We start from the raw sequence: 25,644 nt of genomic DNA on the forward strand, positions 1-25,644 counted from the left end.
CCCAAGTAGCATTCGTCACCACCCGCAGGCTTCGTACACTCGAGCCTCATACAGGCGAGGGGCGACGATGCAGCAGGTTCAGAGTGACGGTGTGGTCAGTGCCATGTCCCAGGCCATCGATGCGCAGCAAGCGGCGCAGGATCTGGCGCGACAACTCTTGCACCCGCATTTGGGCTTCGTGCTGTTCTTCTGTTCCGCCGAGTACGACTTGCAGGCGCTGGGGCAGGCGTTGCAGCAGAGTTTCGGCGGCATCCGGCTGGTGGGCTGCACCAGTGCCGGCGAAATCACCCCCCAAGGTTATGGCCGCAGCTGCGTGACCGCGGTGGGCTTCGATCATCGGCACTTTTCCATCTCTACCGAACTGATCGATGAGATGGAGCATTTCAGCCTGATCGATGCCCAGCAAATGGTCGAGCGCCTGGTCAGCGGTTGTCGCAGCAATACCCTGGCGCCGATCAAGGGCAACAGCTTTGCCCTGACCCTGCTCGATGGCTTGTCCAGTCGTGAAGAAATGGTGCTCGCTGCCTTGAGCGCGGCTTTGGGCGATATTCCGCATTTCGGCGGTTCGGCCGGCGACGACAATTACCTGACCCACACCCATGTGTATTTCGGCGGCGAGTTTCACAGCGGCGCGGCGGTGGTGGTGCTGGTCAATACCTGGCTGGACTTCGAAGTCTTCACCACCCACCACATCCTGCCCAGGGCCGAAAAGCTGGTGGTCACCGCTGCCGACAGCACTTCGCGCCGGGTATTCGAGCTCAACGCCGAACCGGCCGCCGAGGAGTACGCCCGGCATATCGGCGTGGCGGTGGCCGACCTCGATTACCGGACCTTTGCCGCACACCCGTTGGCGGTGCGGATCAACGATCAGTATTACGTGCGGGCGATCCAGCAGGTTCATCCAGACCTGAGCCTGAGTTTCTACTGTGCGGTGGAAAACGGCATCGTCCTCACCGTCATGAAACCCGGCCCCATGCTGCCGAATCTGCAAGGCCTGTTCGAGGGCTTGCGCGAGCGTCTCGGGGACTTGTTGCTGACCATCGGCTGTGACTGTTTTCTCCGGCGCCTGGAACTGGAAGACGCCGGCAGTCTCGAGCAGATCGGCGCGTTTTTGCGGGACCAGCAGGTGATGGGTTTCAACACCTACGGAGAACAGTTCAATGGCATGCACATCAACCAGACCTTCACCGGGGTTGCCATTGCCCGAGGACGCGCCCCTGGACAGCGCTGACCTTCAGACGCAAATCGCCAGCCTGCGGCACGAAAACCAAAAATTGCAGCGCATCAATGACGCGTTGATCGAACGCATCGAGTCCGGTATCACCCGGGGCAACGACCCGTATGCGGCGTTCCAGCATTCGGTGGTGCTGGCCGAACAGGTGCGTGAGCGCACCGACGCCCTGAACCAGGCCATGGCCGAACTCAAGGCCGGCAACCATTTGCTCAGCGAAGCGCGGCTACGGGCCGAAACCGCTCATCAACACTTGATCGACGCCATCGAAAGCATCTCCGACGCCTTTGTGCTGTTCGATGCCGAGCAGCGGATCGTGCTGTTCAACAGCCGTTTCAAGGCGTTTTGGGGTAACAGCCGGGTACGGATCAACGCGGGCATGCGCCTGAGTGAGGTCAAACGGTTGATGACTTCGACCGGGTTGTTCAGTGAAGAACCCCGGTCGCCTGTCGACGAAAGCCTGCTCTATCGCCTGCACAATGGCCGTTGGCTGCAAGTCAGCGAGCGGCCGACCCAGGAAGGCGGGCGGGTGATCCTGTTCACCGACATTACTGACGTCAAACTCAGCGAAACCCTGCGCCGCGAGCAGGCCGTGGCGCAGAAGTCGCACCTGTTGCAACGGGCGGTCGACAACCTGTCCCAAGGGGTGGCGATGGTCAACGCCGAGGGCATTCTGGAACTGTGGAACCGGCGCTTCCTGGAACTCAGCGGCCTGGCTCCGGTGGCGGCCCATCGGCCGTTCGCCGAGGTGATCGCCGACAGTGAACTGAACCTGCTGACCCCGGCCAGTCGCGATGCCAACGGCCGGTACGTGCAGGAATGCGAGCAGCGCCTGTACGATGGCCGGGTCCTGGAAATCCGCACCCATCCGTTGCCCACCGGCGGCTTCGTCAACACCTTTACTGACATCACCGAACGCTATCAGCACGCCGAAGCCCTCAGCGAAAGCGAGCGCTGGATTCGCTTGATCACCGACCATGTGCCGGCGCTGATCGCCTACCTGAATGCCGATCTGGTCTATGAATTCACCAACAAAGTCTATGAAGAATGGTACTGCTGGCCCCGGGGCGTAATGCTCGGGCAGAGCCTGCGCGAAGTGCACAGCGAGCAGCACTATCAGCGCCTCGAGGCCTATGTGGCCCGGGCCCTGGCCGGCGAAAGCGTGACGTTCGAGTTTGCCGAAACCAATATCAACAATCAGGAGCGCTACATGCTGCGCTCCTACGTACCCAATCGCCTGGCCAGCGGGGAAGTGGTCGGGATTTTCGTACTGATCCGCGACATCACCGAGCGCCGCCGCACCGCCGAGGCGTTGCATCAGGCCTATCAGAACCTTGAGTTGCGGGTACGCGAACGCACCACCGAACTGACCACCCTCAATGACCAGCTATTGCGCGAAATCGACGAGCGCCGCCGCGTGGAATCACGCTTGCGCGAGGCCAAGCTCGAGGCCGAGCAGGCCAACCTGTCGAAGACCAAATTTCTCGCTGCCGTCAGCCATGACCTGCTGCAACCGCTCAACGCCGCACGATTGTTTACCAGCGCGTTGCTGGAACGCCGGGAACCGGTGGCCAACGAGAATCTGGTGCGCAATGTCAGCAATTCCCTGGAAGACGTGGAAAACCTGCTGGGCACGCTGGTGGATATTTCCAAACTGGATGCCGGGGTGATCAAGGCCGACATTGCGCCGTTCGCCCTCAGCGAATTGCTGGAAAACCTCGCCGCCGAATACACCCAAGTGGCCCGCAGTGAAGGCCTCGAGCTGCATTTCATCCCGTGTTCGGCGCTGGTGCGCAGCGACATTCAGTTGCTCGCGCGGATCCTGCGCAACCTGCTGAGCAACGCCATTCGCTATACCTACAGCGGGCGGGTGGTGCTCGGTTGCCGGCGGCATCACCAGCGGTTGACGATTGAAGTCTGGGACAGCGGCATGGGCATTGCCGAAAACCGTCTGGAGGAGATTTTCCAGGAGTTCAAACGCGGTGACGTGCAGCGCCCCGATCAGGATCGCGGCTTGGGGCTGGGCCTGGCGATCGTCGAGAAAATCGCGCGTATTCTCGGGCACCGGATTCACGTACGTTCATGGCCGGGCCAGGGCTCGATGTTTTCCGTCGAAGTGCCTTTGAGCGCCACGGCGCCGAAGGCATTGCCGAGTTTGTTGATGAGTGAACCGATGCTCGAGCGCCTGCGCGGTGCGCGGGTGTGGGTGCTGGACAACGACGCGGCGATTTGTGCCGGGATGCGCACCTTGCTCGAAGGTTGGGGCTGCCGGGTGGTCACGGCGCTGTCGGAGGAGGACCTGGCGCGGCAAGTGGACAATTACCACGCCGAAGCCGACCTGTTGATCGCCGACTATCACCTGGATGACGAGCAGAACGGTGTCGACGCCGTGGCCCGCATCAACGCCCGTCGTGCCTCGGCGATCCCGGCGATGATGATCACCGCCAACTACAGCAACGAACTCAAACAACAGATCCGCGAACTGGGCCACACCCTGATGCACAAACCGGTGCGGCCGATGAAGCTCAAGACGGCGATGAGTCATTTGCTCGGCAGGCCTTGAGCTTTCTGGTGTCTTCGCTGGCGCCATTGATCGTTCCCACGCTCTGCGTGGGAACGATCGAACTCAACGCCGAAGATACGACCCGAAATCAATATCCCCGGCACTCAATATCGCCTGCACCCGGTTGTGCACATTGAGTTTGCGCAAGATCGCCGAGACGTGGGCCTTGACCGTGGTTTCGGCGATTTCCAGGGTGTAGGCGATCTGTTTGTTCGATTCGCCCTTGGTCATGCGCTCAAGCACCAGCAACTGTTTGCGGGTCAGCGCCTGGAGCAGCTCCGGCGGGAAGCTCGGGGTCTCGCTCATGCGCCGGCTGGCGCCACTTTTTTGCGTGCGGATGATGTCTGGGGGCAGGTACACATTGCCATTGAGAATCTGCTGGATGGCCTCGGTCATCTGCACCCGTGGCGAGGACTTGGTGATGAACCCCACCGCGCCATAGGTGATGGCTTGCAGCACGATCTGCTTGTCCTGTTCGGCCGAGACGATCACCACGGGAATGGTCGGCGCCTCGTTGCGCAGGTTGATCAGGCCATTGAGGCCGTGCATGCCGGGCATGTTCAGGTCGAGCAGGATCAGGTCCAGGTCGTCGTGTTCCTGGGTCAGGGCCAGGGCGCTGTCGAGGTCGGCGGTTTCCATGACCTCGCTGCCGGGGAAACCGTCGCTAATGACGTTATGAATGGCTTCGCGAAACAGCGGGTGATCGTCGGCAATCAGAATTTTGTACATGGCCTTTCACCTCATTATTTTTTTCAGGGTGTGGCAACAACACGCAAGTGCTCAAGTCAGGGAAAAGGCTCGGGCTTCGCCTGCGTCACGGGCAGATTCGCCGCTTGCCAGGCATCCAGTCCGTCGCGGTACCAATACAGTGTTTTATAGCCCATGGAAGCAGCGCGTTTTACCGCGTTCCAGCTCAACCAGCAATCGGAGCGGCAGTAAAAGACCAACGGTTGCGCGGGATCGCCAGCGGTCAATGTGTTCAGGTTACGCGCAAAATAGTCTTGCCAGTCGGGCGTCAGATCACCGTCACCGGTATTGGCCAGCCAATGGCTACCGGGCAGGTTTTCGTGGGGCTGGTCTTCGATGAAACGGCCCTGTAGCCATTGTCGGCGGTAGACGTCGATCAGCACCGGCCGGGGCGTCTGCTTGAGCAGGCTCTGCAGGGCGGGCGTGTCGATGATGCTCGCGCCCTGGAGCTGAGTCGGGGTCGGGCTGCGGTACAGGCCGATGCGATAGCCGCCGGCGGAGAACAGCGCTGTTTCGGCCTGCGCGGTGTCCAGCAACAAGCTCAGCGACAGCGCAGCGAGAGAAGGGCGCAACAGAACACGTCGGGCACGCGGCATAGGGGTCAGTCCTTATAGTTATGAACCCATTACATGCCAGTAGCGATGCGTTGTGAATGCGACGATAGACAGGTAAACCAGTACCAAAGTAGTAATTTGCCCTGGATTGCCGGGTGCTGATCGTTCCCACGCTCTGCGTGGGAATGCCTCACCGGATGCTCTGCGTCCGCTCTTGGGAGGCGGAGCGTCCCTGGCTGCATTCCCACGCAGAGCGTGGGAACGATCCGGATAGTGTTGTTAGCTGGATTTGCGCAAGGCGGCGTGTTGCGGGTTGAAGGTGAGCACGGCGAGCAGGGCGAACACCAGCGTCAGCCCCGCGCACACCGCCAGCGCCAAGGGGTTGAAGCGTTCGTACAGCGCGAACCGCACCAGTTCCACCGCATGGGTGAACGGGTTCAAGGCGCACAGCCAATACAGCCACTCGCTGGACTCGCGCATTTTCCACAGCGGATACAGCGCCGACGACAGGAAAAACAGCGGGAAGATCACGAAATTCATCACCCCGGCAAAGTTCTCCAGTTGGCGGATGGCGTTGGACAGCAACAGGCCCAGCGCACTGAGCATCAACGCCACCAGCAGCAACCCCGGCAGCGCCAGCAACAGGCCCATGGCCGGCGGTTGCACGCCGTACAGCCAGGCAATCGCGAGGAAGGCGTACACCTGCAACAACGAAATCAGCGACGTCGCCAGTAATTTGCTGCACAGCAGAAAGGTCCGGGGCAGGGGGCTGGTCAGCAGCACGCGCATGCTGCCCATCTCCCGGTCATACACCATCGACAACGAACCTTGCATGCCGTTGAACAGCAGGATCATGCAGGCAAGGCCGGGGATGATGTAAACCTCATAGGGAATGTAGGTGTCGTAGGGCTCGATGATGGCGATGCCCAGTGCCGCGCGGAACCCGGCAGCGAACACCAGCAGCCACAGCAACGGCCGTACCAGCGCACTGAGAAACCGCGTGCGCTGCAACACGAAGCGCAGCCATTCGCGCAGCACGATGCCGCTGAAACATTGCCAGTAAGCGTTCATCTGCTGACTGCTCCTGAAGGGGCCGAGGTGGTCAGGCGAGCGAAGGCCGAATCGAGGTCGCCGCCATGTTCCAGGCTCAGCGCATCAGCTTGTCCGCTGGCGACCAAACGGCCTTGATGCAGGATCAGCAAGTCGTCGCTGGGCTGCACTTCATCCAGCAAATGAGTGGTCCAGAGCACGCTGATGGTTTGCTCGCGGCACAGGCTGCGGATGTGCTGATTGAGCGCCAGGCGACTGGCCGGGTCGAGGCCGACGCTGGCCTCGTCAAGCAACAACAGGCGTGGTTCGTGCAGCAACGCGCGGGCGATTTCCACCCGCCGGCGATGGCCGCCATTGAGTTCGCGGACCCGCTCGCGACGGCGCTCGGTCAGGGCCTGACGCGCCAGCTCAGCGTCGACCCGCAGCCCGGTCTGGCGTCGGGACAGACCATGCAGCGCCGCGTGATAACGCAGGTTCTGCTCGACACTGAGGTCCAGATCCAGCGTGCTTTGCTGAAACACCACCCCTAATTGCTTGAGCGCCGGGCGTGCCGCGTCGCGCAACGAGCAGCCGCCGACCCGGATATCACCGCGTTGCAGATCATAGAGGCGGGTGAGCAGGGCGATCAGAGTGGATTTGCCCGCGCCATTGGGCCCAAGCAGCGCCGCAAAACGCCCGGGTGCCAGGCTGAAACTCACCTGACGCAAGGCCTCGCGCGGGCCGTAGGCGAAACTCAGGTCGCTGACCTCGAGGGCGTTCATGGCGTCACCACCACGCCCCATGGATAGCGCCCGACCTTCACCGATTTGCTGACCTTGAGGGTGTCGACATCGATCACCGACACATCGCCACTGACGCCATTGGTGGCCAGTAATTGCCGTTGATCCGGGGTGAACGCCATCTGCCAGACCCGTCGCCCCACCAGCAGGTAATCAACGATTTCGAAGGTCTTGGCGTCGATCACCGCCACATGGTTGGCCGGGCCGAGGGCGACGAAGCCGTACTTGCCGTCGGCGCTGAGTTTGATGCCGACAGGCTGGACTTTGTCCGGGTGCACGCCTTTGATCTGAAAGCTCAGGGTCTTGAGGATCTTGCGGCTGGCGACGTCGAGAATCGTCACCGTGCCGCCGATTTCCGCCGAGGCCCAGAGCTGCGTGCCATCGGGATTGAATTCGACGAAACGCGGCCGTTGATCCACCAGGGTGTTGTCGGCCAGGGTCTGGGTGCCGGTGTCGATCCAGTGCAGCATGTTGGTGGTTTCGCTGGTGTTCACCGCCCACTTGCCGTCGGGGCTGACGGCCATGCCTTCGGGCTCGACGCCGACGTTGATCTGCCCGAGCACCTTGGAGGTTTCGGTGTCGATCACCGTCACCAGCGCATCGTCTTCGTTGGAGACATACAACCAGCGATTGTTGGGGTGTAGGGCGAATTGTTCGGGGTCTTTGCCCGAGGGCAGTTCCTTGATGATCTTGCGCGTGGCGACGTCCATCACCTGGACCCGGTCCGAATCGCTGGCGCAGATGTACAGCAGCTTGTTGTCGTGGGACAGCAACAGGCCGCGCGGGCGCTGGCCGACGGGCAGGGTGTCGGTGACTTGCAGGGTCTGCATGTCGATCAGGCTCAGGCTGTTGTCCTTTTCGTTGGAGACCCAGGCAGTGCTGGCTGCCGCATGCCCGGCGGCGAGCAGTAGAGCGCATGAAAGCAGGGTGCGGCGCATGGCAGATTCCTTATTGTTGTGGTGGTAGAGCTTTCAGGGAAAGCGGCAGCTGACCTCGGCTTTGTCGTAACCCAGGCTGTCCATTTCGTTGAAGGGGTGCAGGAAGCCGTCTTGCGGCGAAGTGCTGACCAGTGCCCGGGGTTGCACGATGGGGATCGGTTGGCGCAACTGACCGTTCCATGGCCGATAACTGAGCTTGCGACCCTTGAAGCCGTCCAGCGGCAATTGCTCGCTGATTTCAAGCGTACGGATCGCCATCGCATCGACCTGACGCAGTTTGCCCACCGCGCTGGCAATGCTTCGTACGGCCATCCACGCGGCGAAATCCCGATCGTTCATCCAGCGCCCGGCCAGGGCTTCGAAGCGTTTTTGCAACTGCGCGGCACCGTAGGTTTCCACGGTCTTGTGCCAGCCCACCGGGGTCAGGCCCTGGGTGCCGGCGACCGGCCGTGGGTACCAGGTCTGGTAGGGCACGTACTCGCCAAAGTCGCCGCGTTCATCGGCGACCAGCACCACGTCGTATTCGGCGGTCTGGGTGAACAGCGGCATGTCGGCCTGGGCGCTGCGGCGCTGGTCGTTATCGAAGCTCCAGGTTTTTTCCGCCACCAGTTGCAGGCCGAAGCGTTTCGCCGCCCGCCGCAGGGCGGCGGCATAGGCTTGATCGTCGGCGGTGGGGCCGACGATCAGCAGCGCCCGTTGCCATTTGCGCAGCACCAGAAATTGCGCCAGCGCATCGGCCAGCATCGCGCGGCTTGGCAGGCTGTGCAGCACGTTCGGCAGGCAGTCGGTAGTGCGCAGACTGTCATCGGGGCTGCCGGCATTGAACAGCAGGCTGTCGGGTAGCACGGCGCTGAGTCGGCGCAGGGTTTGCACCGGTGCATTCACCACAAACAGACGCAGGCCTTGTTCGTGTTGGGCTTTGGCCGCGTCGATCAGCGCATCCGGATTGTCGACGCTGGCGCTGACCAGGCTGTAGCTGTGATTGAGGAAACGCCCGGTGCTGTTGCTGTCGATGATCGCCAGTTCCGCGCCCCGCAGGCCTGCATCGGTCGGTTCAGGAATAACGTTCGACAGCAATGGCCCGGGATCGGGGCGATACCCCAGATAGCCGATCCGCACCTGCAACGGTGCATCCGCCGCCTGACTCTGGGTCGCCAGCCCGGCAGCGCAGGCAATCGCCAGCAGGTAGATCAAGGCATAAGGGGCGAGCTGGCGCATAAGGCACTCCATCACAGGTAGCGCCAGCATAGGAACCCTGGACGGGTGGGGAAATATGCAGAAAGTACCGATGGGCCAGTACCAAGGTAGTAACTCACCCCGGGCGGCGCGGTTTTAGCATGGGTTACAACGGCCATCACTCAAGGGGGGAGATTGACCATGCGAATTCTCAAGGCACTGCTCCTGCCGTTGTTGCTGATCCTGACCCTGATCGGCATCGACAAGCTTCACGGCGCGCGACCGGTATCGGTGGGGTCTGCGCCACAAGCGCTACTACCAAGGGAGTAGGCCGCGGCCACCAAAGCAGCATGGGGTTGCTGCAAAGTCGTTCCTAAGATGGCTGCCATAGCCTCTTCAAAGAGGTTTTGCGTGCAATCTTGAGGGCATAACAATGACAACAAAACGCAACGCCTTGCTCGTTGGACTACTGGCCGGTTTCATCAGCACAGGTTCCGTCTGGGCCCACGGCAACGTGGTACCCCAGGCCGTCGAAACCAAGGGACTGACCCCGATCAAGGATGCCGGTGTGCAGGTCGATGCCGATGGCTGGGCGGCGGTAAACCCCTATCGTTCCTCCCCGGAGCACGATAAAGCGTTGGAAATCGGTTCTTCGGCCTACAACCAGAACTGCGCGGCCTGTCATGGCCTGGAAGCCAAGTCCGGCGGCATCGCCCCTGACTTGCGCAAGCTCGACGTCGCCGAAGCCGGTGACGAGTGGTTCGTCGAACGGGTGCGCCATGGCGCGGTGCGTGATGGCCGGGTGTACATGCCGAAGATGGCCGACTACTTGAGTCAGGAAGCTTTGTGGGCGGTACGCACCTACCTGGACAGCGTGCACGTCGAGGAGTGACCCATGCGCCTGCTCGCGGTGTTGATCAGCGCTGTGTGGTTGTGCTGCCAGACAGCGCAGGCACAGGTCCGAACCTATGACGAAATGATCGCCGCCGCCGAGCTGAAAGTCGCGGTCTACAAGGATTTCGCCCCCTACAGTTTCGAAGACGCCGGCCAGCCTCGCGGGGTCGATGTCGAATTGGCCGAGGCCCTGGCCAAGGCCATGGGGGTACGCCTGAAACTGATCTGGGCACCCGCCGGGGAGAAGCTCGACGACGACTTGCGCGATTATATCTGGCGGGCCAGTCAGCTGCACAATCAGCAACTGGCCGACCTGATGATGCGCGTGCCCTACGACCGCGATTACTCACAGAAACGCAATGAGCTGGGCGAACTGGAGAACGGGCATGTGGTGATGTTCGGGCCGTACCAGACCGAGCAATGGCAAGTGGCTTATGACCGTCGTCGGCTGGACTCGGTGGCCAGCGTCGCGGTGTTCCAGCAGCACCCGATTGGCGTCGAAGTCGACAGCGTGCCTTCGTTTTACCTGACCTCGGTGTTCAACGGCATGCTTGCCGCCAAGACCCACCATTACCCCGGTGTGCCCCAGGCGTTTGCCGCGATGAAGGCCGGTGAAGTCGACGCGGTGATGGCGATGCGCGGCGAGATCGACTGGCAGGTGCATCAGGCCGCCGACCCGCAAGTGGCGCTGGCGGAAAACGCCTACCCGAACATGGGCAAGCAACGCTGGGAGATCGGCATGGCGGTGCATGAAAGCAACCGGCAACTGGCCTATGCCGTGGAAGAGGCACTGGAGGCGTTGATTCGCGAGGGCACGGTCAAAAGCATTTATGCCCATTATGGCCTGCGCTATGACGTACCCGAGATGTATCAACAATGAACTGGCGCGCGCGTTGGCTGTTGGCCTGTTGGTTGCCCTTGGCCGCGCAGGCGGTTGAAGTCGATCCGGTGCCCTCGGTGATGTGGGCGTTCTATCACAAGCAGATGCTCGGCGACGCGCCGTTTGTGTTTGACGAGCGGGTCAAGCTGCTGACGCCGCCGTTCGCCGAAGACGCCCGGCAAGTGCCGCTGGAAATCGATGCCCGGGCGTTCAAGGGCGAGGTGGTGCGAATCCTCGCCTGGGCCGAACTCAATCCGTTGCCGAAAATCGTCGACTTCAAGCCCTTGTCCGGTGTGCTGCCCTGGCTGTCGATCCGCATCCGCGTCGAACAGGCCACGCCATTGCGCGCGGCGGTGTTGACCCGCGACGGGCTGTGGCACGTCGGTTCGACCCTGATCGACGCGGCCGGCGGCGGTTGCACGGCGCCGAGCGTGGTGCGCACCCAGCCGGGCTGGGAAGAACACATCGGCGAAGTGCTCGGCGGTCGTTATCCCCGTGGTGAGTTCAGTCGCGTGCGTTTGCAAGTGGCGCATCCGATGGATAACGGCATGGTCAGCGGCATCCCTGAGTTCTTCATCAACCAGGCCGAGCTGCGAGATCAAAACGATCAGTTGCTGGCGCACCTGGAGTTGTTCCCGGCGGTCAGCGAAAACCCCAACCTGGCTTTCGACATCGAAGGTGCGGGGCAGACGCGCCTGATACTGCGCGACAACAGCGGCAATCAATTCGATGCGGCCATACCCTGACCCAAGGAGCGTGAGATGCGCTGGATGCTGTTGTTGTTCATCTGTGTGAGCCTGCCGTCCCTGGCCGATCCCGATTACGCCCTCAAGCCCCGGCAGATTGCCGAAGACACCTGGCTGCTGGAGGGCAGCACCGATAATTTCGCCAGGAACAACGGCGGCAACATCGTCAACACCGCGTTCATCGTCACCGAGCGAGGCGTGGTGGTGATCGACACCGGGCCATCGAAGCGCTACGGCGAAGCCCTGCGCAAAGCGATTGCCGCAACCACCGATAAACCGGTGATCCAGGTGCTGCTGACCCATCACCATCCCGACCATGTGTTGGGCAATCAGGCGTTCACCGACGTGCCGATCGGCGCGTTGGCCGGCACCACCGAGCTGTTGCATCAACAGGGTGATGCGATGGCCGAGAACATGTATCGACTGGTGGGCGACTGGATGCGCGGCACTGAAGTGGTGTTGCCGACGCAGACCCTGACGCCCGGCGTGCACAGTTTTGGGAACCACGATTTGCGCCTGCTGAGTCTGGGTGGGCACACCGGCGCGGATCTGGCTATTCTCGACCAGAAAACCGGCGTGCTGTTTGCCGGGGATCTGGTGTTTTATCAACGGGCCCTGACCACGCCCAACAGTCCCGGGTTATCGGTGTGGCTGGCGGATATCGCCACGCTTCAGGGGCTGCCGTGGACGCTGATTGTGCCTGGTCATGGCCCGGTGGCCACGGATAGCAAACCGTTCGAGCAGATGCGCGATTACCTCTCATGGCTCGATCAACTCATGCGCGACGGTGCGGCGAACGGCAGCGACATGGCCGAGATGATCCGCAGTCCCATTCCTGAACGTTTCGCCGGGATCAGCCTGAGCCGTTATGAACTGATCCGTAGCGTCAGCCATTTGTACCCGCGCTATGAGCGCGCGCGGATGAGCCGAGTCGATTCCGGCAAGGATCAGTAGTCCATCTCAGATACGACGCATCCTTTGTAGCAGCTGGCGAAGCCTGCGTTCGGCTGCGCAGCAGTCGTAAAATCAGAACTCGCGGTTTATCAGGCAAACCTTGCAAGCCGGATTACGACTGCTGCGCAGCCGAACGCAGGCTCCGCCAGCTGCTACAAATGGTGAGCCTTCGTTGGTTGGCATCATCCGACCCGCTACCAAGGAACTAGAAATCTCCGCATTGCGGGCAATTGTTGCAAGGGCGGCGGCGCCCAAGAATCTGCACCAGACCGGGAAAATTTCCCGGGTATAACAAAAACCGCAGAGGTAGCCGTCATGACCCAACCCGCACGTCGCCAACCCTTCGTCTTGAGCGTGCTGCTCAGTGCCATGCTGTTGTCAGGCACCGCACTGGCCGGCGTCACCGATCAAGACATTCTCCAGGACCCCAAGAACCCGGAGCAGGTCGTCACCAACGGTCTGGGCGTCCAGGGTCAGCGCTACAGCCCGCTGGACACCCTCAATGTCGACAACGTGAAAGACTTGCGCCCGGTCTGGGCCTTTTCGTTCGGCGGTGAAAAACAGCGCGGTCAGCAAGCGCAACCGATGATCAAGGACGGCGTGATGTACATGACCGGCTCCTACTCACGGGTGTTCGCCGTGGATGCGCGCACCGGCCGCAAGCTCTGGCAATACGATGCGCGCCTGCCGGATGACATCCGTCCGTGCTGTGACGTGATCAACCGTGGCGTGGCGCTGTATGGCGACCTGGTGATCTTCGGCACCCTCGACGCCAAGCTCGTGGCCCTGAACAAGGACACCGGCAAAGTGGTATGGAGCAAGAAAGTCGCCGACCACAAGGAAGGCTACTCCATCAGCGCCGCGCCCCTGGTGATCAACGGCAAACTGATCACTGGCGTTGCCGGTGGCGAGTTCGGGGTGGTGGGCAAGATCGAAGCCTACGACCCGAAAAACGGCGACCTGCTGTGGACCCGGCCAACGGTCGAAGGCCACATGGGCTACGTCTACAAGGACGGCAAAGCGGTAGAGAACGGCATCTCCGGCGGCGAAGCGGGCAAGACCTGGCCGGGCGATCTGTGGAAAACCGGCGGCGCGGCACCTTGGCTGGGCGGCTACTACGACCCGGAAACCAATCTGCTGCTGTTCGGCACTGGCAACCCGGCACCGTGGAACTCGCACCTGCGCCCTGGCGACAACCTTTACTCGTCCTCGCGCCTGGCGCTGAACCCGGATGACGGCACGATCAAATGGCACTTCCAGAGCACTCCGCACGATGGCTGGGACTATGACGGTGTGAACGAATTGGTGTCGTTCAACTACAACGAAGGCGGCAAGGAAATCAAAGCCGCGGCCACCGCTGACCGTAACGGTTTCTTCTACGTACTGGATCGTACCAACGGCAAGTTCATCCGCGGCTTCCCGTTCGTGGACAAGATCACCTGGGCCAGTGGCCTGGATAAAAACGGCCGGCCGATCTACAACGAGGCCAGCCGTCCGGGTGCCCCGGGTTCCGAGGCCAAAGGCAGTTCGGTGTTTGTAGCGCCGGCGTTCCTCGGCGCGAAAAACTGGATGCCGATGGCCTACAACCGCGACACCGGCCTGTTCTATGTGCCGTCCAACGAGTGGGGCATGGACATCTGGAACGAAGGCATCGCCTATAAAAAAGGCGCGGCGTTCCTCGGCGCCGGTTTCACCATCAAACCATTGAATGAAGACTACATCGGCGTGCTGCGCGCCATCGACCCGAAAACCGGCAAGGAAGTCTGGCGCCACAAGAACTTCGCGCCGCTGTGGGGCGGGGTACTGACCACCAAGGGCAACCTGGTATTCACCGGCACGCCTGAAGGCTTCCTGCAGGCGTTCAATGCCAAGACCGGCGAGAAAGTCTGGGAATTCCAGACCGGCTCCGGCGTGCTCGGCTCGCCCATCACCTGGGAAATGGACGGCGAACAATACGTATCGGTGCTCTCCGGTTGGGGCGGCGCAGTACCGCTGTGGGGCGGCGAAGTGGCCAAGCGCGTCAAGGACTTCAACCAGGGCGGCATGCTGTGGACCTTCAAGCTGCCGAAGGACCTGGTTGCCAAGCACTAACCCTGGCAACCACAAACCTACTGATCGTTCCCACGCTCTGCGTCCCCTCCAGAGCCGAACGCGGAGCGTCCCTTGAGGCATTCCCACGCAGAGCGTGGGAACGATCACCTACTACCCAATAGCATCGACCCAGACAGAGGCCCATCATGATCTACGCACAACCTGGAACACCCGGCGCCATCGTTTCCTTCAAACCACGCTACGGCAACTTCATCGGCGGCGAGTTCGTCGCCCCGATCAATGGCGAGTACTTCACCAATACCTCACCGGTCACCGGTGAAGTGATTGCCGAGTTCCCGCGCTCCAGCGCCGCCGACATCGAAAAGGCCCTCGACGCCGCCCATGCCGCCGCCGATGCCTGGGGCAAAACCTCGGCGCAGGATCGCTCGCTGGTGCTGCTGAAAATCGCTGACCGCATCGAACAGAACCTGGAAATCCTCGCCGTCACCGAAACCTGGGACAACGGCAAGGCCGTGCGCGAAACCCTCAACGCCGACGTGCCGCTGGCCGCTGACCATTTCCGCTACTTCGCCGGGTGCATCCGCGCTCAAGAGGGCGGTGCCGCTGAAATCAACGAACTGACCACCGCCTATCATTTCCACGAACCGCTGGGTGTGGTCGGGCAGATCATTCCGTGGAACTTCCCGCTGCTGATGGCCGCGTGGAAACTCGCCCCGGCACTGGCTGCGGGCAACTGCATCGTGCTCAAACCCGCCGAGCAAACGCCGCTGTCGATCATGGTGTTCGCCGAGCTGATCGCCGATTTGCTGCCGGCCGGTGTGCTGAACATCGTCCAGGGCTTCGGTCGCGAAGCCGGTGAAGCGCTGGCCACCAGCAAGCGCATCGCCAAGATCGCCTTCACCGGTTCCACCCCGGTGGGCGCGCACATCATGCATTGCGCCGCCGAGAACATCATTCCAAGCACCGTTGAGCTGGGCGGCAAGTCGCCGAACATCTTCTTCGAAGACATCATGAACGCCGAGCCACAGTTCATCGAAAAAGCTGCCGAAGGCCTGGTGCTGGCGTTCTTCAACCAGGGCGAAGTCTGCACCTGTCCGTCGCGGGCGCTGGTGCAGGAGTCGATCTATGAGCCGTTCATGGCCGAGGTGATGAAGAAGATCGTCAAGATCAAGCGTGGCAACCCGCTGGACACCGAGACCATGGTCGGCGCCCAGGCGTCCGAGCAGCAATACGACAAGATCCTCTCGTACCTGAAAATCGCCCAGGAGGAGGGCGCCGAGCTGCTCACCGGCGGTGCGGCCGAGCGTCTGGAAGGCGACTTGTCCAGCGGCTATTACATCCAGCCGACGCTGCTCAAGGGCCACAACAAAATGCGCGTGTTCCAGGAAGAAATCTTCGGCCCGGTGGTGGGTGTCACCACCTTCAAGGACGAAGCCGAAGCCCTGGCGATCGCCAACGACAGCGAGTTCGGCCTCGGCGCCGGCCTGTGGACCCGCGACATCAACCGCGCCTACCGTATGGGCCGGGCGATCAAGGCCGGGCGCGTCTGGACCAACTGCTACCACCTGTACCCGGCCCACGCCGCGTTCGGTGGCTACAAGAAGTCTGGTGTCGGCCGTGAGAACCACAAGATGATGCTCGACCATTACCAACAGACCAAAAACCTGCTGGTGAGCTACGACATCAATCCGCTGGGGTTCTTCTAACCCCATAAGCACACCACAAGCCCTGTGGGACGAGCCTTTGTAGCCAGGGGGCTTGCCTGTGGCGAGGGAGCTTGCTCCTCACCACAGGCAAGCCCCCTAGCCACATCAGCCCGTTCCCGCATGGGTTCTGTGTGTGCTTGAAGGCCTTGCAACACCCCCTACCAACGCACGCCGCCACCTCCTTCGAAAGTAGCATTCGGGCAGTTGGCGCCCCGTGCATTAATGGCTCTACCGGAATCGTCCGGCACAAGAAGAGGAATGACCCATGTGGCATAAACCCGCGTTTACCGATCTGCGCATTGGCTTCGAAGTGACGATGTATTTCGCCAACCGTTGATTGATCGCCCGGTCAGCCGTCGCGTTGGCCGGGCCTGCTTTCTGGAGCCTGCCATGCACATCCGCGTTCTCGGTTCCGCCGCCGGCGGCGGTTTTCCGCAATGGAACTGCAACTGCCGTCAATGCGCGGCGATGCGCCGCGGCACCCTGCACGCGCAACGCCGCACGCAGTCGTCCATTGCCCTGAGCGACGACGGTGTGGAATGGATACTCTGCAATGCGTCACCAGACATCCGCGCCCAACTCGAAAGCTTCCCGACGCTGCAACCGGCCCGACGCTTGCGTGACACGGCGATTGCCGGCGTGGTCCTGCTGGACAGTCAGATCGACCATTGCACCGGCCTGTTGAGCCTGCGCGAAGGCTGCCCGCATTCGGTCTGGTGTACCGAGCGGGTGCACGAAGACCTGAGCAGCGGCTTCCCGTTGTTCACCATGCTCAAGCACTGGAACGGTGGTTTGCAGTGGCAACCCATCGAACTGGACCGTGAGCCGTTCAGCATCGCAGCCTGCCAACACCTGCAATTTCGCGCCATTCCGTTGGTCAGCAACGCGCCGCCGTATTCCCCCAACCGTGGCAACCCGCAGCCGGGGGACACCATCGGCCTGTTCATCGAAGACCTGCGCAACGGAGCATCGGTGTTCTATGCGCCGGGTCTGGGGCAGGTCGATGCCGAGGTATTGAGCTGGATGCAGCGCGCCGATTGCCTGCTGCTGGACGGCACGCTGTGGCGCGACGATGAAATGCGCGTATGTGAAGTCGGCCAGAGCCTGGGCCGCGAAATGGGCCACCTGCCGCAAAGCGGTCCCGGCGGGATGCTCGAAGTGCTGGAGGGCTTCAATCGCCAGCGCAAGGTGCTGATCCACATCAACAACACCAACCCGATCCTCGACGAAGACTCGGCCGAGCGGGCGTTGCTGGAGCGGCGGGGGATTGAAGTGGCTTATGACGGCATGAGTATTGAGCTGTAGCGGACTGCCTCATCGCAGAACCCAACGGTTATTCCCCGGAGAACCGCAATGACTGACACCCCGATGACCCCCACCGAATTCGAAGCGGCCCTGCGCGCCAAAGGCGCCTACTACCACATCCACCACCCATTCCACCAAGCGATGTACGCCGGGCGCGCCACCCGCGAGCAGATCCAGGGCTGGGTCGCCAATCGTTTCTACTATCAGGTGAACATTCCCCTGAAGGACGCGGCAATCCTTGCCAACTGTCCGGACCGCGACGTGCGGCGGGAATGGCTGCAACGGATTCTCGACCATGACGGTGTCCCCGGCAGCGAAGGTGGCATTGAAGCCTGGTTGCGTCTGGGCGAAGCCGTGGGGCTGGATCGCGAACAAATTCTCTCGCAAGAGTTGGTGCTGCCGGGTGTGCGATTTGCCGTGGACGCCTACGTCAATTTCGCCCGCCGTGCTTGCTGGCAGGAAGCGGCCAGCAGTTCGCTGACCGAACTGTTCGCGCCGCAGATCCATCAGTCCCGGCTCGACGCCTGGCCCAGCCATTACCCATGGATCGACCCGGCCGGTTACGACTATTTCCGTACGCGCCTGAGCCAGGCCCGGCGTGATGTCGAGCATGGTTTGCGCATCACCCTGGCGCATTACGTCACGGTCGAGGGCCAGCAGCGCATGCTGGAGATTCTGCAGTTCAAGCTTGATGTGCTGTGGAGCATGCTCGACGCGATGAGCATGGCCTATGAGCTGGACCGCCCGCCGTATCACACCGTCACCGCCGAGCGGGTCTGGCACCGGGGGATCGCCCTGTGAACGCGATCGAGCAGCAACCCGGCCCACCGCTGTGGTTGTTGGCGGAGTTGACCTATCGTTGCCCGTTGCAATGCCCGTATTGCTCCAATCCCTTGGATTTCGCCCAACAGGGTGAGGAGTTGAGCACGGAAGAGTGGATCCGGGTGTTTCGCGAAGCCAGGGAGATGGGCGCCGCGCAACTGGGGTTTTCCGGTGGCGAGCCGTTGGTGCGCCAGGACCTGGCCGAGCTGATCAAGGCCGCGCGGGACATGGGTTACTACACCAACCTGATCACCTCGGGTATCGGCCTGACCGAGCAGAAGGTCCGCGACTTCAAGGTCGCCGGGCTGGACCACATCCAGATCAGCTTTCAGGCCGCCGACGAAGCGGTCAACAACATGCTCGCCGGCTCGCGCAAGGCCTTCGCCCAGAAACTGGCCATGGCCCGAGCGGTAAAAGCCCAGGGCTACCCGATGGTGCTGAACTTCGTCACCCATCGGCACAACATCGACCAGATCGCGCAGATCATCGAGCTGTGCCTGGAGCTGGAGGCGGATTTCGTCGAGTTGGCGACCTGCCAGTTCTACGGATGGGCCGAACTCAACCGCGTTGGCCTGTTGCCAACCCGCGAACAATTACAGCGTGCCGAGCGCATCACCAACGAGTATCGCCAGCGGCTTGAGGCCGAGGGCCACCCGTGCAAGCTGATTTTCGTCACCCCGGACTACTACGAAGAGCGCCCCAAGACCTGTATGAATGGCTGGGCCAACCTGTTTCTTGACATCACCCCGGACGGCACGGCGTTGCCTTGTCATAGCGCGCGTCAGCTGCCGGTGCAGTTCCCCAATGTGCGCGAGCACAGCGTCGAACACATCTGGAACGACTCCTTCGGCTTCAATCGTTTTCGCGGCGATGACTGGATGAAAGAGCCGTGCCGTTCCTGCGATGAAAAACATAAGGACCTGGGCGGCTGCCGCTGCCAGGCATTCATGCTCACGGGGGACGCGAGCAACGCCGACCCGGTGTGCAGCAAGTCGCCGCACCACAGCGTCATCCTCAAGGCACGGGACGAAGCCGAAGCGCCGGGGCAGGGCATGGAACACCTGACCTTGCGCAATGAAAAGGCTTCGCGGCTGATCTATCGCGGATAAATCGAACAGCACCACTTAAGCCGTCATGCGATCTGTAGCAGCTGGCGAAGCCTGCGTTCGGTGGTAGCAGCTGTCGAGCTTGCGAGTCTGCGTTCGGCTGCGAAGCAGTCGTAAAATCCAGCCATTTCGGTGCGTCAGGTATACCACGGCAACCGGACTCGCGACTGCTGCGCAGCCGAACGCAGCCTCGCGAGCTCGGCAGCTGCTACAACGAATGCGTCGCGGCTGAAATTGGCTCCCACAGGGATCTTCGTGCACCCCAGGCAGTTGCTACCCATTGGTCTGATTGCATTCGCAGCCGGATGCTTTAGTGTTGGCTTTACCTTTCAAAACAATAAAAACAGGCTTTCCAATGAGCCAGAATCTCAGTCAACTGCGTAAATTCGTTTCACCTGAAATCATCTTCGGTGCCGGCTGTCGGCATAACGTCGGCAACTACGCCAAGACTTTCGGCGCCCGCAAGGTGCTGGTGGTCAGCGACCCTGGGGTGATTGCCGCCGGTTGGGTTGCCGATGTCGAAGCCAGTCTGCAGGCCCAGGGCATCGATTACTTCGTGTACAGCGACGTTTCGCCCAACCCGCGGATCGAAGAAGTCATGCTCGGTGCCGAGTTGTACCGGGAAAACCATTGCGATGTGATCGTTGCAATCGGTGGCGGCAGCCCGATGGATTGCGGCAAGGGCATCGGCATCGTCGTCGCCCACGGGCGCAACATCCTTGAATTCGAGGGTGTGGACACCCTGCGCATGCCCAGCCCGCCGCTGATCCTGATCCCGACCACCGCCGGCACGTCGGCCGATGTGTCGCAGTTCGTGATCATCTCCAATCAGCAAGAACGCATGAAATTCTCCATCGTCAGCAAGGCTGCGGTGCCGGATGTGTCGCTGATCGATCCGGAAACCACCCTGAGCATGGACCCGTTCCTGTCGGCCTGTACCGGCATCGATGCGTTGGTCCACGCCATCGAGGCCTTCGTCTCCACCGGCCACGGGCCGCTCACCGATCCCCATGCGCTGGAGGCGATGCGGCTGATCAACGGCAATCTGGTGCAAATGATCGCCAACCCCGGCGATATTGCCCTGCGGGAAAAAATCATGCTCGGCAGCATGCAGGCCGGGCTGGCGTTCTCCAACGCGATCCTCGGTGCGGTGCATGCCATGTCCCACAGCCTCGGTGGATTCCTCGATCTGCCTCACGGCTTGTGCAACGCGGTGCTGGTGGAACACGTGGTGGCGTTCAACTACAGCTCGGCGCCGGAGCGCTTCAAGGTGATTGCCGAGACCTTCGGCATCGATTGTCGCGGCCTGAACCACCGGCAGATCTGCGGGCGTCTGGTCGACCACTTGATTGCCCTCAAACACGCCATCGGCTTCCACGAAACCCTGGGCCTGCACGGGGTGAGTACGTCGGATATTCCGTTCCTGTCGCAACATGCCATGGATGACCCCTGCATCCTTACCAACCCGCGCGAGTCCAGCCAGCGCGACGTCGAGGTCGTCTATGGCGAAGCCCTCTGACGAACAGCAACGGGCGCTGACCGGGTTACTCGGCCTGGGCAATCACTCGGCGCGCAAGAGTCATTACCCGGAACTGGCTGCGCGCCTGGATGAACTGGAAACCGAACGCAACCGCTACAAATGGCTGTTCGAAAACGCGGTGCACGGGATCTTCCAGGCCAGCCTGCAGGAAGGCATGCGCGCCGCCAACCCGGCGCTGGCGCGGATGCTTGGCTATCAGGACCCGCAGGAGGTGCTGTTTTCCCTGACGGACCTGGCGGGCACGCTGTTCGTCGGCGGCGCGCAAGAGCTGGAAAGCATCGGCGAAATCCTCCAGCGCGAACGCAGCCTGCTGGGCTATGAAACCCAGCTGCGGCGCAAGGACGGTACTGTCCTCGACGTGTTGATGAACCTGTTGCTCAAGCCGGACCAACAAGGCCTGGTGGAGGGTTTTGTCGCCGACATCACCGAACGAAAACAGGCCCAGGAGCGCTTGCAACAGCTCAATGATCAACTGGAGCAACGGGTCACCGCGCGCACCAATGAGTTGCTGGACGCCAACCGCAATCTGCAACAACAGATCACCGAGCGTAAACAGATCGCCGAAGCCTTGCGCGACGCCCGTGATGCCGCCGAAGCGGCCAATCGCAGCAAGGACAAATACCTCGCCGCCGCCAGTCACGACCTGCTGCAACCGCTCAACGCCGCACGTTTGCTGATCTCGACCTTGCGCGAGCGCAAGCTGCCCGACGTCGAGCAGGTGTTGGTGGAACGCACGCATCAGGCACTGGAAGGGGCCGAGGACTTGCTCACCGATCTGCTGGATATTTCCCGCCTCGACCAGGCCGCGGTGAAGCCGGACATCGCCCTGTACCGCCTCGATGAATTGTTCGCGCCTCTGGTCTCGGAGTTTCAGTCGGTGGCCGCGGCGACCGGGTTGAACCTGCGGGTGCACATGGGCGATTACGCCATTCATACTGACTTGCGCCTGATGACGCGGATTCTGCGCAACTTCCTCAGCAATGCCTGCCGCTACACCGACGACGGCAGCATCCTGCTGGGTGCCCGGCGCCGAGGCAACGCGCTGCGAATCGAAGTCTGGGACACCGGGCGCGGGATCCCGGCGGATCGTCTCGATTCGATCTTCCTCGAATTCAACCAACTGGACGTTGGCCGTGCCGCCGACCGCAAGGGCGTGGGCCTGGGACTGGCGATTGTCGAACGCATCGCCAAGATCCTTGATTACCGGATTCAGGTGCATTCACTGCCGGGGCGCGGTTCGATGTTCAGCATCGAGGTGCCGATTTCCCATGAGATTCCACTGCCGATCAGTCAGGCCGCACCGCAGCCGAGTACCGGCAACCCGTTGCCGGGCCGGCGCCTGCTGGTACTGGACAACGAAGTCAGCATTCTTGAAAGCATGAGTGCGCTGCTCGGGCAGTGGGGCTGCGAGGTGGTCACCGCCACCGACGAGGCCACCGCGCTGGTGGCTTTGCAGGGGCAGGCGCCGGAACTGATTCTGGCGGATTACCACCTCGATCACGGGGTGGTGGGCTGTGAAGTGGTCCGACATCTGCGCGAGCATTTCAGCCGGACGATACCAGCGGTGATCATCACCGCCGACCGCACCGATCAGTGTCGACGCTCGTTGCAGCGACTCGACGCGCCATTGCTGAACAAACCGGTGAAGCCCGGCAAGTTGCGCGCGGTGCTGACTCAGCTGTTGGCGTAGCGATCTTTCAAAGGGTCACAACACCAAATGCGGTAACCACAACGAAATGGCCGGGATGTAGGTCACGGCCATCAGCACCAGGAACAGCACGCCGTAGAACGGCAGCAGCGCTTTCACGGTGCTTTCGATGCTGACCTTGCCCACTGCCGAGCCGACGAACAGCACCGCGCCCACCGGCGGTGTGATCAAGCCGATCCCCAGGTTCACCAGCATGATCATGCCGAATTGCACCGGGTCTACGCCGATGCCGAGAATCACCGGCATCAGAATCGGCGTGAGGATCAAAATCAGCGGCGCCATATCCATCACCGTGCCGAGCAACAGCAGCATCACGTTGATGCACATCAGGATCACGTAACGGTTGTCCGACAGGGTCAGGAACATCGTGGTGATCTTCGCCGGGATCTGCATCAGCGTCATGATGTAGCCGAAGCTGGCAGCGAAGCCGATCAGGATCATTACGATCGAGATGGTGCGCACCGTGCGGTGCATCAACTTGGGCAGTTCGCGCCATTTGTAGTCGCGGTAGATGAACATGGTGACGAAAAACGACCAGAGCACCGCGATCGCCGCTGATTCAGTGGCGGTGAATATGCCCGAGAGAATACCGCCGAGGATGATCACCATCGCCATCAAGCCCCACATCGCTTCACCGCAGATTTTCAGCGCCTGGCGCATGGGGATGACTTCGCCCTTGGGGTAGTTGCGCTTTCTGGCGAAGAGCAGGCACAGCACCATCAGACACGCGCTCATCAACAGGCCCGGCACCACGCCGGCCATGAACAGCGAGGCAATCGACACCGTGCCGCCGGCAGCCAGCGAGTACAGCACCGAGTTATGGCTGGGCGGCGTCAGCAGGGCTTGCACCGAACCGCTGACCGTCACTGCGGTGGAGAAATCCCGCGGGTAGCCGCGACGCTCCATTTCCGGAATCAGCACCGAACCGACTGATGCCGTGTCCGCCACCGAAGAGCCGGAAATCGCCCCGAAGAAGGTCGAGGCCATGATGTTCACCAGCGACAACCCGCCACGCACGAACCCCACCAGCACGCCGGCAAAAGCCACCAATCGTCGGGACATGCCGCCCTCGGCCATGATCGCCCCGGCGAGCACGAAGAACGGAATCGCCAGCAACGAGAATTTGTTCACGCCACCGGCGACCTGAATCATCAGCGCCTGGAACGGGATGTCGATCCACCACGCACCGATCAGGGCTGAAAGCCCCAGGGCGTAGGCGACCGGCATGCCGATCAGGATCAACGCGATAAAACTGCCCAACAGGATCAATGCGTCCATTCATGCCGCCCCTTCGCTTTCTTCGATCAGATCGAAACGCACGACCCGACGGTTGCTCTGGTCACCGAGCAAGAGTTTTTCCAGCACGAAAATCAACGTCAGCACACCGCCCACGGGGATCGGCATGTAGGTGATGCCCACACGCAGGGTCGGTAGAGAGCTCATGAACTGGTTCCAGGTGGACAGACAGAGTTTGGTGCCCCAGATGGCCATGAACAGGCAAATGGTCGCCATCAGCAGCTGCGAAACGATGCTCATGGTCTTGCGCAGTCCGGGGGCCATGCGGTCGGTGAGCATGGCCACGGCCATGTGCGCACCGGCGCGATAACTGGCGGCGGCGCCAATGAAGGTGAACAGCATCATCAGCAGAATCGCGGTGGGCTCCGGCCAACTCGAACCGGTGCCCAGGACATAACGGGCGAAGACGCCCCAGGGAATGATCAGGGCAATGGCCAGGACTGACAGGCCGGCGACCCAGATGCAGGTCATGTAAATCCTGTCGTTGATGCGCAGCAGCAGATTCTTCATCGGGTTTCACCGTAACCGGGCGCCGCTGACGATCCACTCGTCAACGGTACCGGGCCTTTCATGAATGTCAGGGAGGGTTACTGAACGGCTTCGATGCGCTTGATCAGGTCGGCGTAAGGCGCGCCGTATTTTTCCCGGACCGAGGCTGTGGCTTCATAGAAAGGTTTCTTGTCGACCGTGATGAACTCGACGCCGGCTGCCTTGAGTTTCTCTTCGCTACTGGCGGATTTGGCGTCCCACAGCGTGCGTTCCTGGGCCTGTGCGGCTTTGGCGGCTTTCTTCACAAGGGCTTGCTGATCGGGGGTGAGTTTTTCCCAGGTGATTTTCGACATCACGATTGGCTCGGGCAGGATCAGGTGCCCGGTCAGGCTGTAGAACTTGGCGTTCTGGTAGTGGTTGTGTTCAAGCAGGGTCGGCGGGTTGTTTTCCGCGCCGTCGATCACCCCGGTCTGCAAGGCGCTGAAGATCTCGCCGGTGTCCATCGCGATGCCGTTGCCACCCATGGCGTTGATGGTGTCGATGAACATCGGGTTGCCTTGCACGCGGATCTTCATGCCCTTGAGGTCGGCGAGGCTGCGCACCGGTTTCTTGGTGTAGATATTGCGCGTGCCGCCGTCCATCCAGGCCAGGGCGACCAGGTTGAATTCGGAGTGAGTGATCTTGTCGAGGATCTCGTCACCGACCTCACCGTCGATGACTTTGCGCATGTGCGCCTGGTCGCGGAACACGAACGGCATGTTGAACACGTTCACGTCCGGCACCACTGGCCCGACGATGCCAAGGCTGACCCGGGCCATCTGGATGGCGCCGACCTGAGCCTGTTCGATCACCTCTTTTTCCGAGCCGAGCACACCGCCGGCGAACATCTTGAACGTCAGCTTGCCGTCGCTGTCGGCCACCAGGGTTTTGCCCAGCTGTTCTTCGGCGACCACGGTCGGGTAACCGGCGGGGTGAATGTCGGCGAATTTGATTTCCAGCGCCTGGGCGGCACTGCTGAGGGTGAAGGTGAGTGCTGCGGTGATGGGAAGTGCGGCGGCGAGCAAGGTGCGTTTGAAGTCCATGGGGTGGTTCTCCAGTCTTGTTATTT

General features: G+C 61.6%; 24 protein-coding genes. 15 read left to right on the plus strand and 9 right to left on the minus strand.

All coding sequences use genetic code 11. The annotated features are described in order from the left end of the window. Window positions 1–67: 67 nt before the first annotated feature. A complete protein-coding gene (gene nosP / locus PSH69_RS13210) occupies window positions 68–1,231 on the plus strand; it encodes a nitric oxide-sensing protein NosP (protein ID WP_018929715.1) in 1,164 nt (387 codons plus the stop codon). Continuing rightward, window positions 1,200–3,794 (plus strand): hybrid sensor histidine kinase/response regulator NahK/ErcS', encoded by a 2,595-nt coding sequence (nahK, locus tag PSH69_RS13215; RefSeq protein ID WP_305412826.1) that lies wholly within the window; start codon window positions 1,200–1,202, stop codon window positions 3,792–3,794. The genes nosP and nahK overlap by 32 nt, the downstream gene beginning before the upstream one ends. Before the next feature lie 63 nt (window positions 3,795–3,857). On the opposite strand, the gene PSH69_RS13220 is transcribed toward nahK, so the two are convergent. From PSH69_RS13220 to PSH69_RS13245, 6 genes are all read right to left on the minus strand, one after another. Continuing rightward, window positions 3,858–4,523 (minus strand): response regulator transcription factor, encoded by a 666-nt coding sequence (locus PSH69_RS13220; RefSeq protein WP_018929713.1) that lies wholly within the window; start codon window positions 4,521–4,523, stop codon window positions 3,858–3,860. Between the two features lie 56 nt (window positions 4,524–4,579). Then, window positions 4,580–5,137 carry a PQQ-dependent catabolism-associated CXXCW motif protein gene (locus PSH69_RS13225; protein ID WP_305412403.1) on the minus strand — a complete coding sequence of 186 codons (558 nt, stop codon included), beginning with the start codon at window positions 5,135–5,137 and terminating at the stop codon, window positions 4,580–4,582. A 237-nt stretch (window positions 5,138–5,374) separates the two neighbouring features. Further along, window positions 5,375–6,166: an ABC transporter permease gene (locus PSH69_RS13230; protein WP_305412404.1), complete on the minus strand. Its 792-nt coding sequence runs from the start codon at window positions 6,164–6,166 to the stop codon at window positions 5,375–5,377. Then, entirely contained in the window at window positions 6,163–6,906 is a 744-nt protein-coding gene (locus PSH69_RS13235; RefSeq protein WP_018929710.1) for an ABC transporter ATP-binding protein, read from the minus strand. The genes PSH69_RS13230 and PSH69_RS13235 overlap by 4 nt, the downstream gene beginning before the upstream one ends. Then, window positions 6,903–7,862 carry a YVTN family beta-propeller repeat protein gene (locus PSH69_RS13240; protein WP_305412405.1) on the minus strand — a complete coding sequence of 320 codons (960 nt, stop codon included), beginning with the start codon at window positions 7,860–7,862 and terminating at the stop codon, window positions 6,903–6,905. The genes PSH69_RS13235 and PSH69_RS13240 overlap by 4 nt, the downstream gene beginning before the upstream one ends. A 33-nt stretch (window positions 7,863–7,895) precedes the next feature. Continuing rightward, window positions 7,896–9,080, minus strand: coding sequence for an ABC transporter substrate-binding protein (locus tag PSH69_RS13245; RefSeq protein WP_305412406.1), 1,185 nt, complete (start codon window positions 9,078–9,080; stop codon window positions 7,896–7,898). Between the two features lie 159 nt (window positions 9,081–9,239). Between PSH69_RS13245 and PSH69_RS13250 the strand changes: the two genes are divergently transcribed. The 13 genes from PSH69_RS13250 (at window position 9,240) to PSH69_RS13310 (ending at window position 22,733) form a co-directional block, all read left to right on the plus strand. Further along, entirely contained in the window at window positions 9,240–9,368 is a 129-nt protein-coding gene (locus PSH69_RS13250) for a hypothetical protein (RefSeq protein WP_305412407.1), read from the plus strand. Between the two features lie 103 nt (window positions 9,369–9,471). Beyond that, window positions 9,472–9,930, plus strand: coding sequence for a cytochrome c-550 PedF (pedF, locus tag PSH69_RS13255; RefSeq protein WP_105345547.1), 459 nt, complete (start codon window positions 9,472–9,474; stop codon window positions 9,928–9,930). 3 nt (window positions 9,931–9,933) lie between these two features. Next, entirely contained in the window at window positions 9,934–10,812 is an 879-nt protein-coding gene (locus tag PSH69_RS13260; protein WP_305412408.1) for an ABC transporter substrate-binding protein, read from the plus strand. After that, a complete protein-coding gene (locus tag PSH69_RS13265) occupies window positions 10,809–11,558 on the plus strand; it encodes a quinoprotein dehydrogenase-associated SoxYZ-like carrier (protein WP_305412410.1) in 750 nt (249 codons plus the stop codon). The genes PSH69_RS13260 and PSH69_RS13265 overlap by 4 nt, the downstream gene beginning before the upstream one ends. Before the next feature lie 15 nt (window positions 11,559–11,573). Beyond that, on the plus strand, window positions 11,574–12,512 hold the full coding sequence (locus PSH69_RS13270; protein ID WP_305412412.1) for a quinoprotein relay system zinc metallohydrolase 1: 939 nt from the start codon (window positions 11,574–11,576) through the stop codon (window positions 12,510–12,512). Between the two features lie 315 nt (window positions 12,513–12,827). Beyond that, a complete protein-coding gene (locus tag PSH69_RS13275) occupies window positions 12,828–14,603 on the plus strand; it encodes a PQQ-dependent methanol/ethanol family dehydrogenase (RefSeq protein WP_305412414.1) in 1,776 nt (591 codons plus the stop codon). Between the two features lie 146 nt (window positions 14,604–14,749). Continuing rightward, window positions 14,750–16,270 carry an aldehyde dehydrogenase family protein gene (locus PSH69_RS13280; RefSeq protein WP_305412415.1) on the plus strand — a complete coding sequence of 507 codons (1,521 nt, stop codon included), beginning with the start codon at window positions 14,750–14,752 and terminating at the stop codon, window positions 16,268–16,270. A gap of 265 nt (window positions 16,271–16,535) precedes the next feature. Then, window positions 16,536–16,607, plus strand: coding sequence for a pyrroloquinoline quinone precursor peptide PqqA (gene pqqA / locus PSH69_RS13285; RefSeq protein WP_081499480.1), 72 nt, complete (start codon window positions 16,536–16,538; stop codon window positions 16,605–16,607). 53 nt (window positions 16,608–16,660) lie between these two features. After that, a complete protein-coding gene (pqqB, locus tag PSH69_RS13290) occupies window positions 16,661–17,575 on the plus strand; it encodes a pyrroloquinoline quinone biosynthesis protein PqqB (protein WP_096480060.1) in 915 nt (304 codons plus the stop codon). Window positions 17,576–17,623: 48 nt separating this feature from the next. Next, window positions 17,624–18,376 (plus strand): pyrroloquinoline-quinone synthase PqqC, encoded by a 753-nt coding sequence (gene pqqC / locus PSH69_RS13295; protein WP_018929700.1) that lies wholly within the window; start codon window positions 17,624–17,626, stop codon window positions 18,374–18,376. Next, window positions 18,373–19,506: a pyrroloquinoline quinone biosynthesis protein PqqE gene (pqqE, locus tag PSH69_RS13300; protein WP_305412416.1), complete on the plus strand. Its 1,134-nt coding sequence runs from the start codon at window positions 18,373–18,375 to the stop codon at window positions 19,504–19,506. Before pqqC ends, pqqE begins: the two co-directional genes overlap by 4 nt. A gap of 352 nt (window positions 19,507–19,858) precedes the next feature. Further along, window positions 19,859–21,022 carry an alcohol dehydrogenase-like regulatory protein ErcA gene (gene ercA, locus PSH69_RS13305; protein WP_253424277.1) on the plus strand — a complete coding sequence of 388 codons (1,164 nt, stop codon included), beginning with the start codon at window positions 19,859–19,861 and terminating at the stop codon, window positions 21,020–21,022. Continuing rightward, window positions 21,006–22,733, plus strand: coding sequence for a NahK/ErcS family hybrid sensor histidine kinase/response regulator (locus tag PSH69_RS13310; RefSeq protein ID WP_305412421.1), 1,728 nt, complete (start codon window positions 21,006–21,008; stop codon window positions 22,731–22,733). Before ercA ends, PSH69_RS13310 begins: the two co-directional genes overlap by 17 nt. A 15-nt stretch (window positions 22,734–22,748) precedes the next feature. Here PSH69_RS13310 and PSH69_RS13315 read toward each other — a convergent pair whose 3' ends face one another. From PSH69_RS13315 to PSH69_RS13325, 3 genes are all read right to left on the minus strand, one after another. After that, window positions 22,749–24,029 (minus strand): TRAP transporter large permease, encoded by a 1,281-nt coding sequence (locus PSH69_RS13315; RefSeq protein ID WP_018929696.1) that lies wholly within the window; start codon window positions 24,027–24,029, stop codon window positions 22,749–22,751. Beyond that, window positions 24,030–24,557, minus strand: a complete 528-nt coding sequence (locus PSH69_RS13320) for a TRAP transporter small permease (RefSeq protein WP_105345512.1) — start codon at window positions 24,555–24,557, stop codon at window positions 24,030–24,032. It abuts the gene before it with no gap. 77 nt (window positions 24,558–24,634) lie between these two features. Then, complete coding sequence (locus PSH69_RS13325) at window positions 24,635–25,618, minus strand: TRAP transporter substrate-binding protein (RefSeq protein ID WP_305412426.1); 984 nt, start codon at window positions 25,616–25,618, stop codon at window positions 24,635–24,637. Window positions 25,619–25,644 lie beyond the last annotated feature (26 nt).

Source organism: Pseudomonas sp. FP1740 (assembly GCF_030687165.1).
Taxonomy (GTDB): Bacteria; Pseudomonadota; Gammaproteobacteria; order Pseudomonadales; family Pseudomonadaceae; genus Aquipseudomonas.

What these genes read in the sequence shown, in the direction of transcription:
- nosP (WP_018929715.1), top strand. Translation starts at nt 68, where the DNA reads ATGCAGCAGGTTCAGAGTGACGGTGTGGTCAGTGCCATGTCCCAGGCC.
- PSH69_RS13220 (WP_018929713.1), bottom strand. Translation starts at nt 4,523, where the DNA reads ATGTACAAAATTCTGATTGCCGACGATCACCCGCTGTTTCGCGAAGCC.
- PSH69_RS13225 (WP_305412403.1), bottom strand. Translation starts at nt 5,137, where the DNA reads ATGCCGCGTGCCCGACGTGTTCTGTTGCGCCCTTCTCTCGCTGCGCTG.
- PSH69_RS13230 (WP_305412404.1), bottom strand. Translation starts at nt 6,166, where the DNA reads ATGAACGCTTACTGGCAATGTTTCAGCGGCATCGTGCTGCGCGAATGG.
- PSH69_RS13235 (WP_018929710.1), bottom strand. Translation starts at nt 6,906, where the DNA reads ATGAACGCCCTCGAGGTCAGCGACCTGAGTTTCGCCTACGGCCCGCGC.
- PSH69_RS13240 (WP_305412405.1), bottom strand. Translation starts at nt 7,862, where the DNA reads ATGCGCCGCACCCTGCTTTCATGCGCTCTACTGCTCGCCGCCGGGCAT.
- PSH69_RS13245 (WP_305412406.1), bottom strand. Translation starts at nt 9,080, where the DNA reads ATGCGCCAGCTCGCCCCTTATGCCTTGATCTACCTGCTGGCGATTGCC.
- PSH69_RS13250 (WP_305412407.1), top strand. Translation starts at nt 9,240, where the DNA reads ATGCGAATTCTCAAGGCACTGCTCCTGCCGTTGTTGCTGATCCTGACC.
- pedF (WP_105345547.1), top strand. Translation starts at nt 9,472, where the DNA reads ATGACAACAAAACGCAACGCCTTGCTCGTTGGACTACTGGCCGGTTTC.
- PSH69_RS13260 (WP_305412408.1), top strand. Translation starts at nt 9,934, where the DNA reads ATGCGCCTGCTCGCGGTGTTGATCAGCGCTGTGTGGTTGTGCTGCCAG.
- PSH69_RS13265 (WP_305412410.1), top strand. Translation starts at nt 10,809, where the DNA reads ATGAACTGGCGCGCGCGTTGGCTGTTGGCCTGTTGGTTGCCCTTGGCC.
- PSH69_RS13270 (WP_305412412.1), top strand. Translation starts at nt 11,574, where the DNA reads ATGCGCTGGATGCTGTTGTTGTTCATCTGTGTGAGCCTGCCGTCCCTG.
- PSH69_RS13275 (WP_305412414.1), top strand. Translation starts at nt 12,828, where the DNA reads ATGACCCAACCCGCACGTCGCCAACCCTTCGTCTTGAGCGTGCTGCTC.
- PSH69_RS13280 (WP_305412415.1), top strand. Translation starts at nt 14,750, where the DNA reads ATGATCTACGCACAACCTGGAACACCCGGCGCCATCGTTTCCTTCAAA.
- pqqB (WP_096480060.1), top strand. Translation starts at nt 16,661, where the DNA reads ATGCACATCCGCGTTCTCGGTTCCGCCGCCGGCGGCGGTTTTCCGCAA.
- pqqC (WP_018929700.1), top strand. Translation starts at nt 17,624, where the DNA reads ATGACTGACACCCCGATGACCCCCACCGAATTCGAAGCGGCCCTGCGC.
- ercA (WP_253424277.1), top strand. Translation starts at nt 19,859, where the DNA reads ATGAGCCAGAATCTCAGTCAACTGCGTAAATTCGTTTCACCTGAAATC.
- PSH69_RS13310 (WP_305412421.1), top strand. Translation starts at nt 21,006, where the DNA reads ATGGCGAAGCCCTCTGACGAACAGCAACGGGCGCTGACCGGGTTACTC.
- PSH69_RS13315 (WP_018929696.1), bottom strand. Translation starts at nt 24,029, where the DNA reads ATGGACGCATTGATCCTGTTGGGCAGTTTTATCGCGTTGATCCTGATC.
- PSH69_RS13320 (WP_105345512.1), bottom strand. Translation starts at nt 24,557, where the DNA reads ATGAAGAATCTGCTGCTGCGCATCAACGACAGGATTTACATGACCTGC.
- PSH69_RS13325 (WP_305412426.1), bottom strand. Translation starts at nt 25,618, where the DNA reads ATGGACTTCAAACGCACCTTGCTCGCCGCCGCACTTCCCATCACCGCA.